Source organism: Ruegeria sp. CDSA089, assembly GCF_059612205.1.
The window spans coordinates 73,244-85,903 of record NZ_JBXWQD010000002.1; the positions used below are offsets into that span (position 1 = coordinate 73,244).

The window sequence follows — 12,660 nt, forward strand, 5'->3', positions numbered from 1 at the left end:
ATCCCCGCCGGAGGCATCGCGCACCAGCGCGATTTCCTAGCGCGAAATGCGGTTGAAATGCCCCATCTTGCGGCCTGCCTTGACCTCGGCCTTACCGTAAAGATGCAAGGCTACATCGCGCTCTCTCGCCAAATCAAGCACCCGATCCATGTCATCGCCGATCAGGTTCTCCATCACCACATCACTATGGCGCTTACCGTCGCCCAAGGGCCACCCGGCGACCGCGCGGATATGCTGTTCGAACTGATCCACAGCACAACCGTTCTGCGTCCAGTGGCCCGAGTTATGCACCCGCGGCGCAATCTCATTCACGATCAATCCGCGCGCGGTCACGAACAGCTCGACCCCCATGACGCCCACATAGTCCAGCGCGTTCAGGATATTGGCTGCCAACAGCACCGCATCGGTGCGTTGCGCCGGAGGCAGTCGGGCCGGGACAGTCGTAGTATGCAAGATACCATCGCGGTGGACATTCTCGCCGGGATCGAAACAGGCGACCTGACCATCCAGCCCGCGTGCGGCGATGATCGAGACTTCGTGGCTAAACTCTACAAACCCTTCAAGGATCGCTGGTGCACCCGCCATATCGGCCAGAGCAGCCTCGGCATCTTCGGGCGCGCGCAACCGGGCTTGCCCCTTGCCATCATAACCAAAGCGGCGGGTTTTCAGGATCGCGGGCGTGCCGATTTCCTCAATCGCGGATTTCAGGCTGCCCAGATCGGTGATATCGGCAAAAGGCGCGGTTTGTAGGCCCAGCCCTTGCAGAAAGTTCTTCTCGGTCAGCCGATCCTGACTGACTCGCAACGCCTCGCGGCCCGGGCGAATGGGGCGGTGTGCCTCCAGCAGGTCAAGAGCCTCGGTCGGGATGTTCTCGAACTCATAGGTGATAATATCGACCGACTCGGCAAAGGCGCGCAGGGCGTCGGCATCGTCATAGGCGGCTGTGGTCACGCGGTCTGCGACCTGACCAGCGGGTGGGTTCGCGCCAGGCTCGAATATATGCGTCACAAAGCCCAGTCGCGCTGCGGCAACGGACAGCATCCGGCCCAGTTGTCCACCGCCAAGGATGCCAATCGTGGCTCCGGGTGCAAGCATGTCGGTCATTCTTCAGGTCTCCAGCCGTTTGCCGATTGCAGTCAGGGCGTCGCGCAGGGCCTCATGGGCCTTGCCCGCTTGCAGGGTTTGCGTCATTTGCAAGCTCAGTGTTCCGTCGGTTGCCAGCGCATCGCGTTCTGCGGCAAGCCGTCCAGTCTGACCCTTTTCCATGCTGGCCAGGAAACCCGCCATCAATTGGGTCGTGTAGAATTCCGCACCATCCGCATTGCCGGTCTGTTCGGTTAGCCAATCCACGCCGGTGGTCAGCAGGTCCAGAACACCCGGAACCATCGCGCAGATAGCAAAATGAGCATTAAGCGAGGTCTCATTGGCTACTTTCACAACCGGATTTTCGGGGGCCATCAGACCCGCCAGCAGATCATCGTTCCCATAAGCCGCCAAGGGGCAGCCGCCCTGTTCCAAAAAGCCCAGAGGGATCGTCTGCACGAAATCCCCCGCGGGGGCGCAGAGCGATCTGAGATCCGTCTCGGACACCGCCGCCATCACCGACACGATCCGATGGTCGGCCCGAAAGGACAGGGGGGCAAGCACATCCGACGCAATGTGCGGACGCAGGCACAGAAACAAAATCTCGGACTGGTCGATCACCGATTGCGGACGGCCGACCGTTGCGTTGATGTCGGCCTTCAGTGTAGCCGAAACGGTGGCGTTACGCTCCGTCACAAAAATCTCATGCCCTTTACGTGCCAGCAGCCGGGCTATTGGCGCTGCGATGTGGCCGGTGCCGATGAACCCGACACGGCTCATCCCTGTGGCTCTTCGGGGATCGAGGCCGACAGCGCATCGCGCCACGCATCCAGCCGCTGCGCCAGAGCGTCATCCTGCAAGGCCAGAATACCAGCCGCCATCAGACCCGCATTGGCCCCGCCTGCCGACCCGATGGCCATGGTCGCCACAGGAAACCCCTTGGGCATCTGAACGATGGAATAAAGGGAATCGACGCCCGACAAGGCGCGCGTCTGTACTGGCACCCCAATAACGGGCACTCGCGTCTTCGAGGCCATCATACCGGGTAGGTGCGCTGCCCCTCCGGCTCCTGCGATGATCACATGCAGGCCACGCGACACTGCGGTCTTGCCATAGTCCCAAAGACGGTCAGGGGTACGGTGGGCGGACACGATACGCTTTTCATAGGCAATGCCCAACTCGTCCAGAATATCGGCGGCCTCTTTCATCGTGGGCCAGTCCGATTGGCTGCCCATGATGATCCCCACTTTCACATCGCTCATCCGCTTTACGCCCCTGCCTGATGAAAGAGCGCGCACTATAGCCAAATCCGCATTCGTGGCAATGCGTCAGGCGATGATGTCAGGGGTCAGACGGTCTTCGATCAGACGAATAATGTCCTTGAGCCGCAGTTTCTGCTTTTTCAAGCGCTTGACGGTCAGTTGATCGGCCGTTCCGGTGGATTGCAGCGCCTCGATCGCTTCGTCCAGATCGCGGTGCTGGCGGCGAAAAACCTCCAGCTCGACCCGCAAAACGTCATCGGTTTTCATCGAAAGATCGGTGGGCGCGTTCATGAGCGACTCAGTGACTATTGTGGTGCTTGTCACACAAGATAGTGTGTCAGGGTTTATCCTGCCAGACCTTGTGGACATCCAGGTACATTCCCATATTCTATTGTACGCGGTTGCCGGAACGGGGCCGCACAACACGTCGCTTTGGCAATAAAGGACGAAATACGTGTCTAAACTTACCTTGGGCTCATACCCGCATCTTTTGGGGTTCGAGCAACTGGAACGCCTTCTGGAACGGTCTGCAAAGGCCGGAAATGAGGGGTATCCGCCCTACAATATCGAACAAACCTCGGATTATTCCTACCGCATCACGCTGGCCGTAGCCGGATTTGCCGAGCAAGATCTGTCGATCACCATCGAGGATCGCCAACTGGTGATCCGGGGCCGTCAACGCGACGACAGCGAGGGGCGCATCTTCCTGCATCGCGGCATCGCGGCACGTCAGTTCCAGCGAATGTTCGTGCTGGCCGACGGAGTCGAGGTGGGCGAGGCGATCATGGAAAACGGTCTGCTGCATGTGGATCTGACCCGCGCCGTGCCGGAAACCGTGGTGCAAACGATCAACATAAGAAAGGGGTAAGAGCAATGAATACACCGGTACAAATAGACGCTAATGGCGACCGTATCGTCTATGTGAAGAAGGTCGAGATTACCGACCTGCCGCGCGAGGTGCGTGAACAGGCGGGTGATCTGGATACGCTCTATGCGGTACATGATTCCGATGGCCAACGCCTGGCTCTGGTCGCCGACCGCAAGCTGGCGTTCAACCTCGCGCGCGAGCATGACTTTTCGCCGGTGGCCGTGCACTGACACGGCCCCTGAGGCGTTTTCCCCGTGACATCCGCCGCTCGCCGGGCCAGATATGCCGTGCAATGGCATGGGATGCGCGGGAATGAGCTGGTTCGATTTTGACTGGGTGGATGCTTTTACCGACCGGGCGTTTGGCGGCAATGGATGTGCTGTGGTGCATAACGCAGCCCATCTGTCGGACACAACCTGCATGGCCTATGTGCAAGAGACGTCTTTGGTCGAATGCACCTTTACCGGCCCCTCTGACGTGGCCGACATCCGGGTTCGGTATTTCCTGGCCAGCCGTGAAATTCCCTTTGCCGGACATCCCACCATTGCCACCGTCGCGGCCATGCGGTCGCGTGGTCTGTTTCAGGGCGATGCCCTGACGCTTGAGACCGGTGCCGGGATCGTCGATATCCGCCTGAATGGTGATGAGATCGAGATGACGCAGATCGCGCCCCAATTCGGCGCGCAGGTCCCAGTTGAACTGGTGGCCGAAACGATCGGCCTGCCGACCGATGCCATCATTTCCCCGCCGCAATTCGTGTCTACCGGTCTGCCGTTCTGCATCACGGTTCTGCGCGATCACGCGGCGTTGCGCGCCGCAAAACTGGTGGAAGGTCCATTGCGAGAGGTTGCGGCCAAAGCAGGATTTTCCGGATCGGACATGGCCGAGCCATTTCTTGTGACGCTGCAAGGCGCGACCGGGGCGGGTGACACGTTCTCGCGCCTGCTGCTGGCCCCACCCAGCCCACCCGAGGATCCGTTCACAGGTTCTGCCACCGGTGCGATGGCGGCTTATCTGTGGAAATACCGGCTGATGGACAAGGACAGCTTCATCGCCGAACAGGGCCATGACATGGGCCGTCCGGGTCAGGCCACCGTCACGCGCGTTGGCCCACCAGAGGCAATGACCGGTATCAAGGTCGCCGGACGCGGCCATGTGCTGATGCGTGGGCAGGTCGACCTGCCCGAGGGGGCCTGATGTCCGAGCCCGCGATTGCCATTCTGCCCTATGGGCACCGGTTGGGGCCGAAACTGGCCGCGGTTCCCCTCAGCGATCTGATCTGGCCCGAGGGTTGCCCGGATCGCCTGATCGGTAAAACCGTCGGAGATCTTGAATCTACCGATCACCTGATCATGTATCCCAATTCTACCGTGCATCTGCGGTTGCGCCGGGGTACCCGCGCGCAGATTTCGCTGATGATGGGGGAACCCTCGGCCATCCACGCAAAACACGACCGGATGCTGCGCTGGACATGGCGGCGGTTCTTTCGCGTGCTGACCTTCCATGACGTCCTGCTGCAAGGCATCCCGAACGCGGTTTTTCTGCCCTATGGCGTCACCATGGTGCCGGAGTGGCAGGCGTTGTCCGTCGAAAAGACCAAATCCTGTTCGCTGATCGCCTCGGCCAAGCGCGATCTGGAAGGTCACCAGCTGCGCCATTCGGTGATCGACTGGGTGCGCGAAACGGGCGCGGATGTCGATATCATGGGCCGTGGTTATATGCCGTTTGAGCAGAAATCCGACGGGTTGGCACCTTATCGCTATTCCGTGGTGATCGAGAATGTGCGGGAGCGGAATTATTTCTCGGAAAAACTGACCGATGCAATCCTCTGCGCCACCGTTCCGATCTATTGGGGCTGCCCGAATATCGAGGATTTCTTCGACACATCGGGCATGATCCTGTGCGAATCCGAGGCCGATATTCACCGTGCCATTCAAGTCGCCTCGCCCGAGGACTACGCTGCGCGCCTGCCACATCTTCAGGCGATCCAGCCCAAAGCGGCCGAGGTCGGAGACTTCGAATCCCGCGCCGTTGCGGCCATCCGTGCCGCGCTTCGAACATGAAAAAAGGCCCCCGCGGTGCGAGGGCCTGTGACTGTTTGGATGCAGCTTAGGACGCGGCGATCAGGCCCATGCTCTCCAGTTTTAGCAGCACCTGATGGGCGCAGTTGTCGACATCGACATTCTCGGTCTCGACGCTCAGTTCAGGGTTCTGCGGCACATCATAAGGGTCCGAGATACCGGTGAATTCCTTGATCTTGCCTTCGCGCGCGAGCTTATACAGGCCCTTGCGGTCGCGGCGCTCGCATTCCTCGATACTGGTGGCGACGTGGACCTCGCAGAAGGCACCGAATTGCTCGACCTCTTCGCGCACGGCGCGGCGGGTGGTGGCATAGGGCGCAATGGGCGCGCAGATGGCGATGCCACCGTTCTTGGTGATTTCCGAGGCAACGTACCCGATGCGACGGATGTTGAGGTCGCGGTGCTCTTTCGAGAAGCCCAGCTCCGACGACAGGTTCTTACGCACGATGTCACCGTCCAGCAGTGTCACGGGACGGCCGCCCATTTCCATCAGCTTGACCATCAGTGCGTTGGCGATGGTGGATTTGCCCGAGCCCGAGAAGCCGGTGAAGAATACGGTAAAGCCCTGCTGGCTGCGCGGTGGCTTGGTCTTGCGCAACTCGGCCACAACTTCGGGGAAGCTGAACCATTCAGGAATTTCCAGACCTTCGGCCAGACGGCGGCGCAGTTCGGTGCCCGAAATGTTCAGGATCGTGACGTTGTCCTTGTCCAGAATTTCGTCATTCGGCTCGTACTGGGCGCGTTCCTGCACATAGACCATGTGTTTGAAATCAACCATCTCAACACCGATTTCATCCTGATGCTGGCGGAACAGGTCTTGCGCGTCATAGGGGCCATAGAAATCTTCTCCGGCCGAGTTCTTGCCGGGGCCCGCATGGTCGCGACCCACGATGAAGTGGGTACAGCCGTGGTTGGCACGGATCAGGCCATGCCAGACCGCTTCGCGCGGGCCAGCCATACGCATCGCCAGGTTCAGCAGGCTCATTGAGGTGGTCGAGGCTGGATACTTGTCCAGAACCGCCTCATAGCAGCGCACGCGGGTAAAGTGGTCGACGTCGCCGGGCTTGGTCATGCCGACAACCGGGTGGATCAGCAGGTTGGCCTGCGCCTCTTTGGCGGCGCGGAAGGTCAGTTCCTGGTGGGCGCGGTGCAGCGGGTTGCGGGTTTGGAATGCAACGATGCGACGCCAGCCCAGCTTGCGGAAGAACGCGCGCAACTCGTTCGGAGTGTCACGCCGGGCGCGGAAATCATAGTGGACAGGCTGCTGGATGCCGGTGACAGGGCCGCCCAGATAGACCTTGCCCGCCACATTGTGCAGATAGTTCACCGCAGGGTGCGCATCGTCATCCGCGCCGAACACCTTTCCGGCCTCGCGCGCTTTGTCCGGGGTCCAGCGGTCGGTCACAGTCATGGTGCCCAGAATGACACCTTCCTGGTCGCGCAGGGCGATGTCCTGACCCAGTTCGATGCTTTCGGCAAAGTCTTCGCTGACATCCAGAGTGATCGGCATCGGCCACAGCGTGCCATCAGCCAGACGCATATTCTCGACCACATTGTCGTAATCGGCCTCGGACAGGAAACCTTTGAGCGGGTTGAACCCGCCGTTCATCAGCAGTTCCAGGTCGCAGATCTGGCGCGGGCTCAGGTCCCAGCTGGTCAGGTCGGCAGCTTCTACTTTCAGTTTCTGCGCCGACTCGTAGGAAACATACAGTTCAGGGATCGGAGCCAGATTGCTCAACATCGTCATGGGAATACTCTTGTCGAAGTTCGGTTTTTTTACCGGTGGTTCAGTGTCTTTGCGGGGCGTTTGCCCCGACCGTGGGGCGAAGTCCATATACATTCAGGTAATTAAGGACGATATGCGCAGTTTTTACTGCGTTTGGAAGGATTTTTTGACCGGTAGAAGCTTTGAGGACGAAATTCCCGACGATTTACGGTTCGCAGGTGAATTCAGTACGTATGTTCTATTCTGCGGCGGTGGCTGCAAGATCGGTAGCGCTGGTCACAGGTAAGGCGGGAATCGGTCGCGTGACCCCGCGTAAGTCAAACGACTTCAAGCCACTTTGATCGCCGCCAAATCCGGCGGCCTGAAGCAATTCGGACGACACCAGCAGCTCGACCCCAAGGTCCTTGGTTTGCCCTTCTAGCCTGCTGGCAACGTTAACAGCATCGCCGATGATTGTGCGCGTTGCGGTGCCTGCTGCGCCAATCTCACCCAAAACCAGATCTCCCAGATGCAGACCCATTCCGATGCGGATGCGTGGGCTGCCTTCAGCCTCCAGCCGCTGATTGAACTGAACGAGGGCGCGACTGACATTTATGGCTGCCTGCAGCCCTGCGCGGGCCGAACTTTCTATATCGGGTGTTTCAAACACCGCCAGCAGACCATCCCCCATATATTTATCGACCACTCCATGTTCGGCAGTGATGGCGGGCACGATGGCGTCAAAGAACCGGTTCAGCAGGAACACGATGTCGTAGGGCAATTGACCCGTCGTCCGAGAGGTAAAACCACGCATGTCCAGAAACAGAACGGCCAGTTTGCGCTCTTGTCCCTGGCTGGAATGTGCGCGTTGCCGACCGCCGTCGGGGCGGAACATGCGAAACGCGGTCAACGGTTCTGTTGGTCGAATCTGACAGGCCAGGCGCGCTTTTCTTGGGGCACCCACGGCTGCAAGGCTGCGCGCCTCGACCACGCTAGGCGAGGGGAGGGCGTCTGCCCCATCCTCGACAATCACCCGACAAGTTGTGCAGCGTCCTTTACCCCCGCACAATGCAGTGTGCGGGATGCCATTGGCTTGCGAAATCTCCAGCAATGTCATGCCTTTTTCGGCGACGACTTCGGGGCCTTCCACGTATTTCACCCGGACCGAGTGCCTGCGCCGCAGCAATTTGCGCACTGCAAAAACAGTTAACGAGGCCCCCAGCGCGATCCAGAAAGCCGTGACCGCATTGCTCTTGATGCTGAACAGTGCCTGAAAGTCCTGTTGAGACGGCCAGTTATAGTGGTCGATATACTGGTCACGCAGAAACGGATCGGCGAAATCCATCCAGAGACGCCGTCCCTCGGTCAGCAATCCGGCCAGCGCGAACGACGGGACAAACACCGCCAACCCGATCAGGTAGGGCGCAGTTTTTGACCACCAATCGGTCAGGCGCAGCCACATGTGAAGGCCAATGCAGCTGTGAATCCAGACAATCAGCAGCAATGCGCTTTGCAGCCAGATCGCGCTGCTGTTCCACATCAGGATGATGATATAGCCCATCTCGTCATTGACGTCATAGACCTCGTGCGCGTAGCGCGTATAGACGATATGAGTGATCAGCTGCAGCGGGATCAGCAGGCCCAGAACCACCTGCAGCGCCGTGCTGACCGGCATTCTGAGCGTCCTGCGCTGGCTGATCGAATACAGCGCCAAGCCTGTGTGCACAAACAACGCCAAATACAGAAACGCACTGCCGATGTCATGGCGCGTCACTGCGTGGCGGCCATCCTGCATCCCGTGCAGGTAATCGGTATGAAACAACCCCAACCCGATGTTGATGAAGTGAAAAAAGGCGAAGGCAAACAGGACCAGGCCGCTGCCGATCCTCAGCCGGGTTGCCCACCCGCCTTGCCATAGAACGCTACTCAATCAAATCACCTGCACGCGCTTTGTCTGAAGCCGAGTCTGGTACGGGGGAGGCGACGGGTCAAGAATAAGGCGGAACCCAAGCGGTCGCAGGCGCATCGACATGGATCACGTCAGCCGAAATTTTGAACAGCACGAGATGGCTGAGGTCTGGCCGGGACCGAGAGCTGTAGATCAGCCCGTCCGCCTCTTGCGCGCGGGCCGCTTCCGAGAACTGCCAGGTGGGCGAGGGACGGTCCATCTCCTGCCACACGACCGAGGCTGTGCGTTGTCCGCGCAGGTCGACAAGGCGTGCTTTGGTGATCCGGGCTTGTTGCAAAACACGCGGGGGATCATCCTTGCCGACATAGCGCCGGATCGCGACCGCAGCCCCCTCGGCGCTGAGCGACGCGTAAAGCGCTGTCTGCCCTGCAAAATGAAAACGCCCCTCGGGCGCCTTTGCAGGGGCCAGAGGGGCGTCGCATTGGGACAAAAACAGAATTCTCCAGACCGGGCCGGAGAATTCCAACACAGTGTTATTCCTGCTCTGCCAGGAAGCGTTCGGCGTCCAGCGCAGCCATACAGCCCATACCAGCGCTGGTCACGGCCTGGCGATAGATGTGGTCGGTCAGGTCCCCGGCGGCGAAAACACCGGGGATCGAGGTTTCGGTCGAGCCCGGCTTGGTTACGACATAGCCGCCCATATGGGTTTCCAGCGTGTCCTTGACCAGCTCATTGGCTGGGGCATGACCGATGGCGACAAAGACACCCTTACACGGGATCTCGGTGATCTCGCCGGTTTTGACGTTCTTGACACGTACACCTTCGACGCCCAGCGGGGCATCAGTGCCGACGACCTCGTCCAGTTCATGAAACCAAAGCGGTTCGATCTTTTCGTTTTTGAACAGACGGTCCTGCAGGATTTTCTCGGCTCGCAACTCGTCGCGGCGGTGGATCAGAGTGACCTTGCTGGCGAAGTTGGTCAGAAACAGCGCCTCTTCCACGGCGGTGTTGCCGCCGCCGATGACCACGATCTCTTGCCCGCGATAGAAGAACCCGTCGCAGGTGGCGCAGGCCGAGACGCCAAAGCCCTTGAACTTGTCCTCGGACGGCAGGCCCAGCCATTTGGCGCGGGCGCCTGTCGCCAGAATGACGGCGTCGGCCGTATAGGTCGTGCCGCTGTCGCCCGTGGCGGTGAAGGGGCGTTTGCTGACATCCAGATCGCTGATGATGTCGCCGATGATCTCACACCCCATAGCTGCGGCATGTTCCTGCATCTTGATCATCAGATCGGGGCCCTGCACCTCGGTAAAGCCGGGGTAGTTTTCGACTTCGGTCGTGGTGGTCAGCTGACCGCCGGGCTCGATGCCCTGAACCAGAATCGGGTTCAGCATCGCGCGGCTGGCATAGACGCCCGCCGTGTATCCGGCAGGTCCCGACCCGATGATCAGAACCTTGGTGTGTTTCGTTTCGGCCATGGTACCCCCAACTCGATATGCCTGACTTGGGCGCTTGGCCCCTTGGCGATTGGATATAGCGACCCAGTGGCGGCGCTTAAAGCCCCTTCCTGATGGGTATCGGCCTTGCGGCTATGGAATGGCAATGAAACAAAGAATGTTGCGCAGAGGCGAAATATTATTGCGCATCAAGTGGGTGCTGATATAACAACTGAAAAAAATTCAGGAGCATTTTATGGTCGCGACCCGGCTGGATGAGATTGACCGCAAGATTTTGGCGGAATTGCAGGCAGACGGTCGCATGACCAATGTCGAATTGGCGAAACGTGTCGGGATTTCAGCCCCTCCTTGCCTGCGTCGGGTTCGCACGCTTGAGGAATCGGGTTTTATTCGCGGGTACCATGCCGAGGTAAACGCGCGCGAATTGGGGTTCGAGGTTCAGGTCTTTGCCAGCGTCGGTCTGGAAAGTCAGGCCGAAACGGAACTGACCGCCTTTGAGGAACGCTGCCGCGAATGGCCCTTGGTCCGGGAGTGTCACATGCTGAACGGTGAGGTGGATTTCATCCTGAAATGCGTCGCCCCCGACCTCAGCAGTTTTCAACAGTTCCTGACCGGAGAGCTGCTGACGACGCCGAACGTGGCCAGTGTTAAAACATCACTGGTCATTCGTGGCGCTAAGGACGAGCCCGGCGTGCCTTTTGACGTGCTGGAAGAACGAATGAACCGGACGGCGTAAAGCGCGTCCGTTTGTGTGCGGCACAACACCTTGGCAGGATGGCCGTCACGTACAAAAACAGTACCCAACCCAATAGAATCTGCATAAAGCCCCCACTTTGCAGTATCTGGTAATTTTTAAGCTGTGATCGCGTCGACCTCACCATCGCCAGCGCGCGGCATCAGCAGCGGTCCGAAATCGTTCAGCGAATCGGCATGCGCGAACAGGTTCAGAAAGATCGACCTCAAGGAGTGGCTGATCATGCGCACCGCGTTCACGCCGGGATGATAGGTTTCAAACTGCAACCCATCGATTTTGATAACCGCGTGACGTTTCAGGCAGATGTGAAACAGTTCAACTGGCGTCGGCGGCAATGTCTCGATCACGTTCATTCCGTCCTGGAATTCGTGAACCGGGGTCAGGATCGTCTCATTCCCGTGTAGATGCCGAAGATGCGCCGGAGTGCCCACGATCCGGGCTGATGGCCCCGCGATCACGCCTGAAAGAGGTTTTTGCATGCCGAATGTGTCGGCCATGATGCGGGTCAGCGGGCGGGTGCGCCCACGCGAATCTTCGCGCCCCGGTACCAGCGTTACCGAGCCTTTCCACAACACGATTTGTGAGGTGCCATCCTGTGTCAAAACAGTGTCTCCGGGCAGTAGGTCTTCGATGGCGACCGGCCCGGTTTCAGTGTCGACCAGAGATCCGCGGGTAAAGGCGCAAAAGGCATCCTCGAACATCGGCAGGGCTGGTGCGATATGGCGGGTTTGCGCAATGTCACCATTGGGCAGAAGCGCACTGACCTCATAACGCCGCAGCTGCGCCTTGGGTTTGTTCGGTGCACGTGACGCGTCGCGCAGCATCGCTGACGTATCAACCGCATTTCTGGCCGCCCGCGAGAGCGAATGTGGAATAGGCATTGTTATTCCGTCCCTTCTAAAGTCCGCTCAGACAGGTTGACCCCTCCGTCCATGCCCGTCTGACCAGTTTTCTTCTTTGTTTTGAATGAAAGGGCGACCTTGGGGCGATCGTCGCACTGACGTCGCATCGCAGCAGTATCGCGTATCCCTTTGGTCAACATCTTGACCCCCCAGACAAACTCACAACAACGCGGGCGGAAATTGCCTGCGCACACATGCCCCTCACCCGCGCCGCGTAAAATACCTGCGGCAGGGTACGCGTCAGGCCGGAGCACCCCTCTGACGCCGGTCTTGGCCCAGGGAACCGGCAGCTTGGTACCCTGAACATCGCGATCAACGCCGTGCCGCCAAGCGGCGGGCAACCCTGATCGAGTGGCTGGAAACGCCCTTCCACGGCATGTCCAGACCTTTCTCTCTGCTCGCCGCGATGACGGCGCTTAGAAAGCGAGATTTTCCCTTCATTCCTGTAGTCCTGCTCTTGTCGAGGTCGTGGCCTCAATTCCCTTTGGACCTAATCTGACGCCATATTGCGGCAGCGATAAGGCTGATCCGGGATCAATTCAGGACAAAATGAAGGATGGCAGCTCCTCTTTCTTTATACTGTCCTGCACTGCTGGAGCATCGGCAGATAAGCACCTGAGACCGGACAATAAAACTTGGTTT

15 protein-coding genes are annotated in these 12,660 nt (G+C 59.2%); 5 read left to right on the plus strand and 10 right to left on the minus strand.

Annotated features, from left to right (window positions below):
* Positions 1-36: 36 nt before the first annotated feature.
* From AC2FJ6_RS05950 to AC2FJ6_RS05965, 4 genes are all read right to left on the minus strand, one after another.
* On the minus strand, positions 37-1,104 hold the full coding sequence (locus AC2FJ6_RS05950) for a 5-(carboxyamino)imidazole ribonucleotide synthase (RefSeq protein ID WP_170769028.1): 1,068 nt from the start codon (positions 1,102-1,104) through the stop codon (positions 37-39).
* Positions 1,105-1,107: 3 nt separating this feature from the next.
* The gene (locus AC2FJ6_RS05955) at positions 1,108-1,863 is read right to left on the minus strand and encodes an NAD(P)-binding domain-containing protein (protein ID WP_170769029.1); all 756 of its coding nucleotides are present in this window, start codon (positions 1,861-1,863) and stop codon (positions 1,108-1,110) included.
* Positions 1,860-2,345, minus strand: coding sequence for a 5-(carboxyamino)imidazole ribonucleotide mutase (gene purE, locus AC2FJ6_RS05960; protein ID WP_496668654.1), 486 nt, complete (start codon positions 2,343-2,345; stop codon positions 1,860-1,862). Before purE ends, AC2FJ6_RS05955 begins: the two co-directional genes overlap by 4 nt.
* 66 nt (positions 2,346-2,411) lie before the next feature.
* Positions 2,412-2,636 (minus strand): YdcH family protein, encoded by a 225-nt coding sequence (locus AC2FJ6_RS05965; protein WP_170736696.1) that lies wholly within the window; start codon positions 2,634-2,636, stop codon positions 2,412-2,414.
* Positions 2,637-2,799: 163 nt separating this feature from the next.
* Here AC2FJ6_RS05965 and AC2FJ6_RS05970 point away from each other — a divergent pair, with 163 nt between their 5' ends.
* The 4 genes from AC2FJ6_RS05970 to AC2FJ6_RS05985 all read left to right on the plus strand — a co-directional run bounded on the left by AC2FJ6_RS05970 (position 2,800) and on the right by AC2FJ6_RS05985 (position 5,276).
* Positions 2,800-3,213, plus strand: a complete 414-nt coding sequence (locus AC2FJ6_RS05970; protein WP_170769031.1) for an Hsp20 family protein — start codon at positions 2,800-2,802, stop codon at positions 3,211-3,213.
* Between the two features lie 5 nt (positions 3,214-3,218).
* Positions 3,219-3,443, plus strand: coding sequence for a DUF1150 family protein (locus AC2FJ6_RS05975; RefSeq protein WP_170769032.1), 225 nt, complete (start codon positions 3,219-3,221; stop codon positions 3,441-3,443).
* 82 nt (positions 3,444-3,525) lie between these two features.
* The gene (locus tag AC2FJ6_RS05980) at positions 3,526-4,410 is read left to right on the plus strand and encodes a PhzF family phenazine biosynthesis protein (RefSeq protein ID WP_496668656.1); all 885 of its coding nucleotides are present in this window, start codon (positions 3,526-3,528) and stop codon (positions 4,408-4,410) included.
* The gene (locus AC2FJ6_RS05985; RefSeq protein WP_480875605.1) at positions 4,410-5,276 is read left to right on the plus strand and encodes a glycosyltransferase family 10 domain-containing protein; all 867 of its coding nucleotides are present in this window, start codon (positions 4,410-4,412) and stop codon (positions 5,274-5,276) included. The genes AC2FJ6_RS05980 and AC2FJ6_RS05985 overlap by 1 nt, the downstream gene beginning before the upstream one ends.
* A gap of 46 nt (positions 5,277-5,322) precedes the next feature.
* Here the strand turns inward: AC2FJ6_RS05985 and AC2FJ6_RS05990 are convergent, their stop codons facing one another.
* From AC2FJ6_RS05990 to trxB, 4 genes are all read right to left on the minus strand, one after another.
* Entirely contained in the window at positions 5,323-7,041 is a 1,719-nt protein-coding gene (locus AC2FJ6_RS05990; RefSeq protein ID WP_496668658.1) for a bifunctional sulfate adenylyltransferase/adenylylsulfate kinase, read from the minus strand.
* Positions 7,042-7,258: 217 nt separating this feature from the next.
* Positions 7,259-8,929 carry an adenylate/guanylate cyclase domain-containing protein gene (locus AC2FJ6_RS05995; protein ID WP_170769036.1) on the minus strand — a complete coding sequence of 557 codons (1,671 nt, stop codon included), beginning with the start codon at positions 8,927-8,929 and terminating at the stop codon, positions 7,259-7,261.
* A gap of 58 nt (positions 8,930-8,987) precedes the next feature.
* Entirely contained in the window at positions 8,988-9,437 is a 450-nt protein-coding gene (locus AC2FJ6_RS06000; RefSeq protein ID WP_496668660.1) for an RES family NAD+ phosphorylase, read from the minus strand.
* 4 nt (positions 9,438-9,441) lie between these two features.
* Positions 9,442-10,383 (minus strand): thioredoxin-disulfide reductase, encoded by a 942-nt coding sequence (gene trxB, locus AC2FJ6_RS06005; RefSeq protein ID WP_170769038.1) that lies wholly within the window; start codon positions 10,381-10,383, stop codon positions 9,442-9,444.
* Between the two features lie 214 nt (positions 10,384-10,597).
* On the opposite strand from trxB, the gene AC2FJ6_RS06010 reads away from it, so the two are divergent.
* Positions 10,598-11,098, plus strand: coding sequence for an Lrp/AsnC family transcriptional regulator (locus AC2FJ6_RS06010; RefSeq protein ID WP_170769039.1), 501 nt, complete (start codon positions 10,598-10,600; stop codon positions 11,096-11,098).
* Between the two features lie 116 nt (positions 11,099-11,214).
* Here AC2FJ6_RS06010 and AC2FJ6_RS06015 read toward each other — a convergent pair whose 3' ends face one another.
* On the minus strand, positions 11,215-11,997 hold the full coding sequence (locus AC2FJ6_RS06015) for a Hint domain-containing protein (RefSeq protein WP_170769040.1): 783 nt from the start codon (positions 11,995-11,997) through the stop codon (positions 11,215-11,217).
* A gap of 333 nt (positions 11,998-12,330) precedes the next feature.
* Positions 12,331-12,459, minus strand: a complete 129-nt coding sequence (locus AC2FJ6_RS06020) for a hypothetical protein (RefSeq protein ID WP_269149749.1) — start codon at positions 12,457-12,459, stop codon at positions 12,331-12,333.
* Positions 12,460-12,660: the final 201 nt, after the last annotated feature.

Excerpts from the sequence above, each read along its gene's own strand:
- AC2FJ6_RS05950 (WP_170769028.1), bottom strand. The coding sequence starts at position 1,104 with ATGACCGACATGCTTGCACCCGGAGCCACGATTGGCATCCTTGGCGGT.
- AC2FJ6_RS05955 (WP_170769029.1), bottom strand. The coding sequence starts at position 1,863 with ATGAGCCGTGTCGGGTTCATCGGCACCGGCCACATCGCAGCGCCAATA.
- purE (WP_496668654.1), bottom strand. The coding sequence starts at position 2,345 with ATGAGCGATGTGAAAGTGGGGATCATCATGGGCAGCCAATCGGACTGG.
- AC2FJ6_RS05965 (WP_170736696.1), bottom strand. The coding sequence starts at position 2,636 with ATGAACGCGCCCACCGATCTTTCGATGAAAACCGATGACGTTTTGCGG.
- AC2FJ6_RS05975 (WP_170769032.1), top strand. The coding sequence starts at position 3,219 with ATGAATACACCGGTACAAATAGACGCTAATGGCGACCGTATCGTCTAT.
- AC2FJ6_RS05980 (WP_496668656.1), top strand. The coding sequence starts at position 3,526 with ATGAGCTGGTTCGATTTTGACTGGGTGGATGCTTTTACCGACCGGGCG.
- AC2FJ6_RS05985 (WP_480875605.1), top strand. The coding sequence starts at position 4,410 with ATGTCCGAGCCCGCGATTGCCATTCTGCCCTATGGGCACCGGTTGGGG.
- AC2FJ6_RS05990 (WP_496668658.1), bottom strand. The coding sequence starts at position 7,041 with ATGACGATGTTGAGCAATCTGGCTCCGATCCCTGAACTGTATGTTTCC.
- trxB (WP_170769038.1), bottom strand. The coding sequence starts at position 10,383 with ATGGCCGAAACGAAACACACCAAGGTTCTGATCATCGGGTCGGGACCT.
- AC2FJ6_RS06010 (WP_170769039.1), top strand. The coding sequence starts at position 10,598 with ATGGTCGCGACCCGGCTGGATGAGATTGACCGCAAGATTTTGGCGGAA.
- AC2FJ6_RS06015 (WP_170769040.1), bottom strand. The coding sequence starts at position 11,997 with ATGCCTATTCCACATTCGCTCTCGCGGGCGGCCAGAAATGCGGTTGAT.
- AC2FJ6_RS06020 (WP_269149749.1), bottom strand. The coding sequence starts at position 12,459 with ATGAAGGGAAAATCTCGCTTTCTAAGCGCCGTCATCGCGGCGAGCAGA.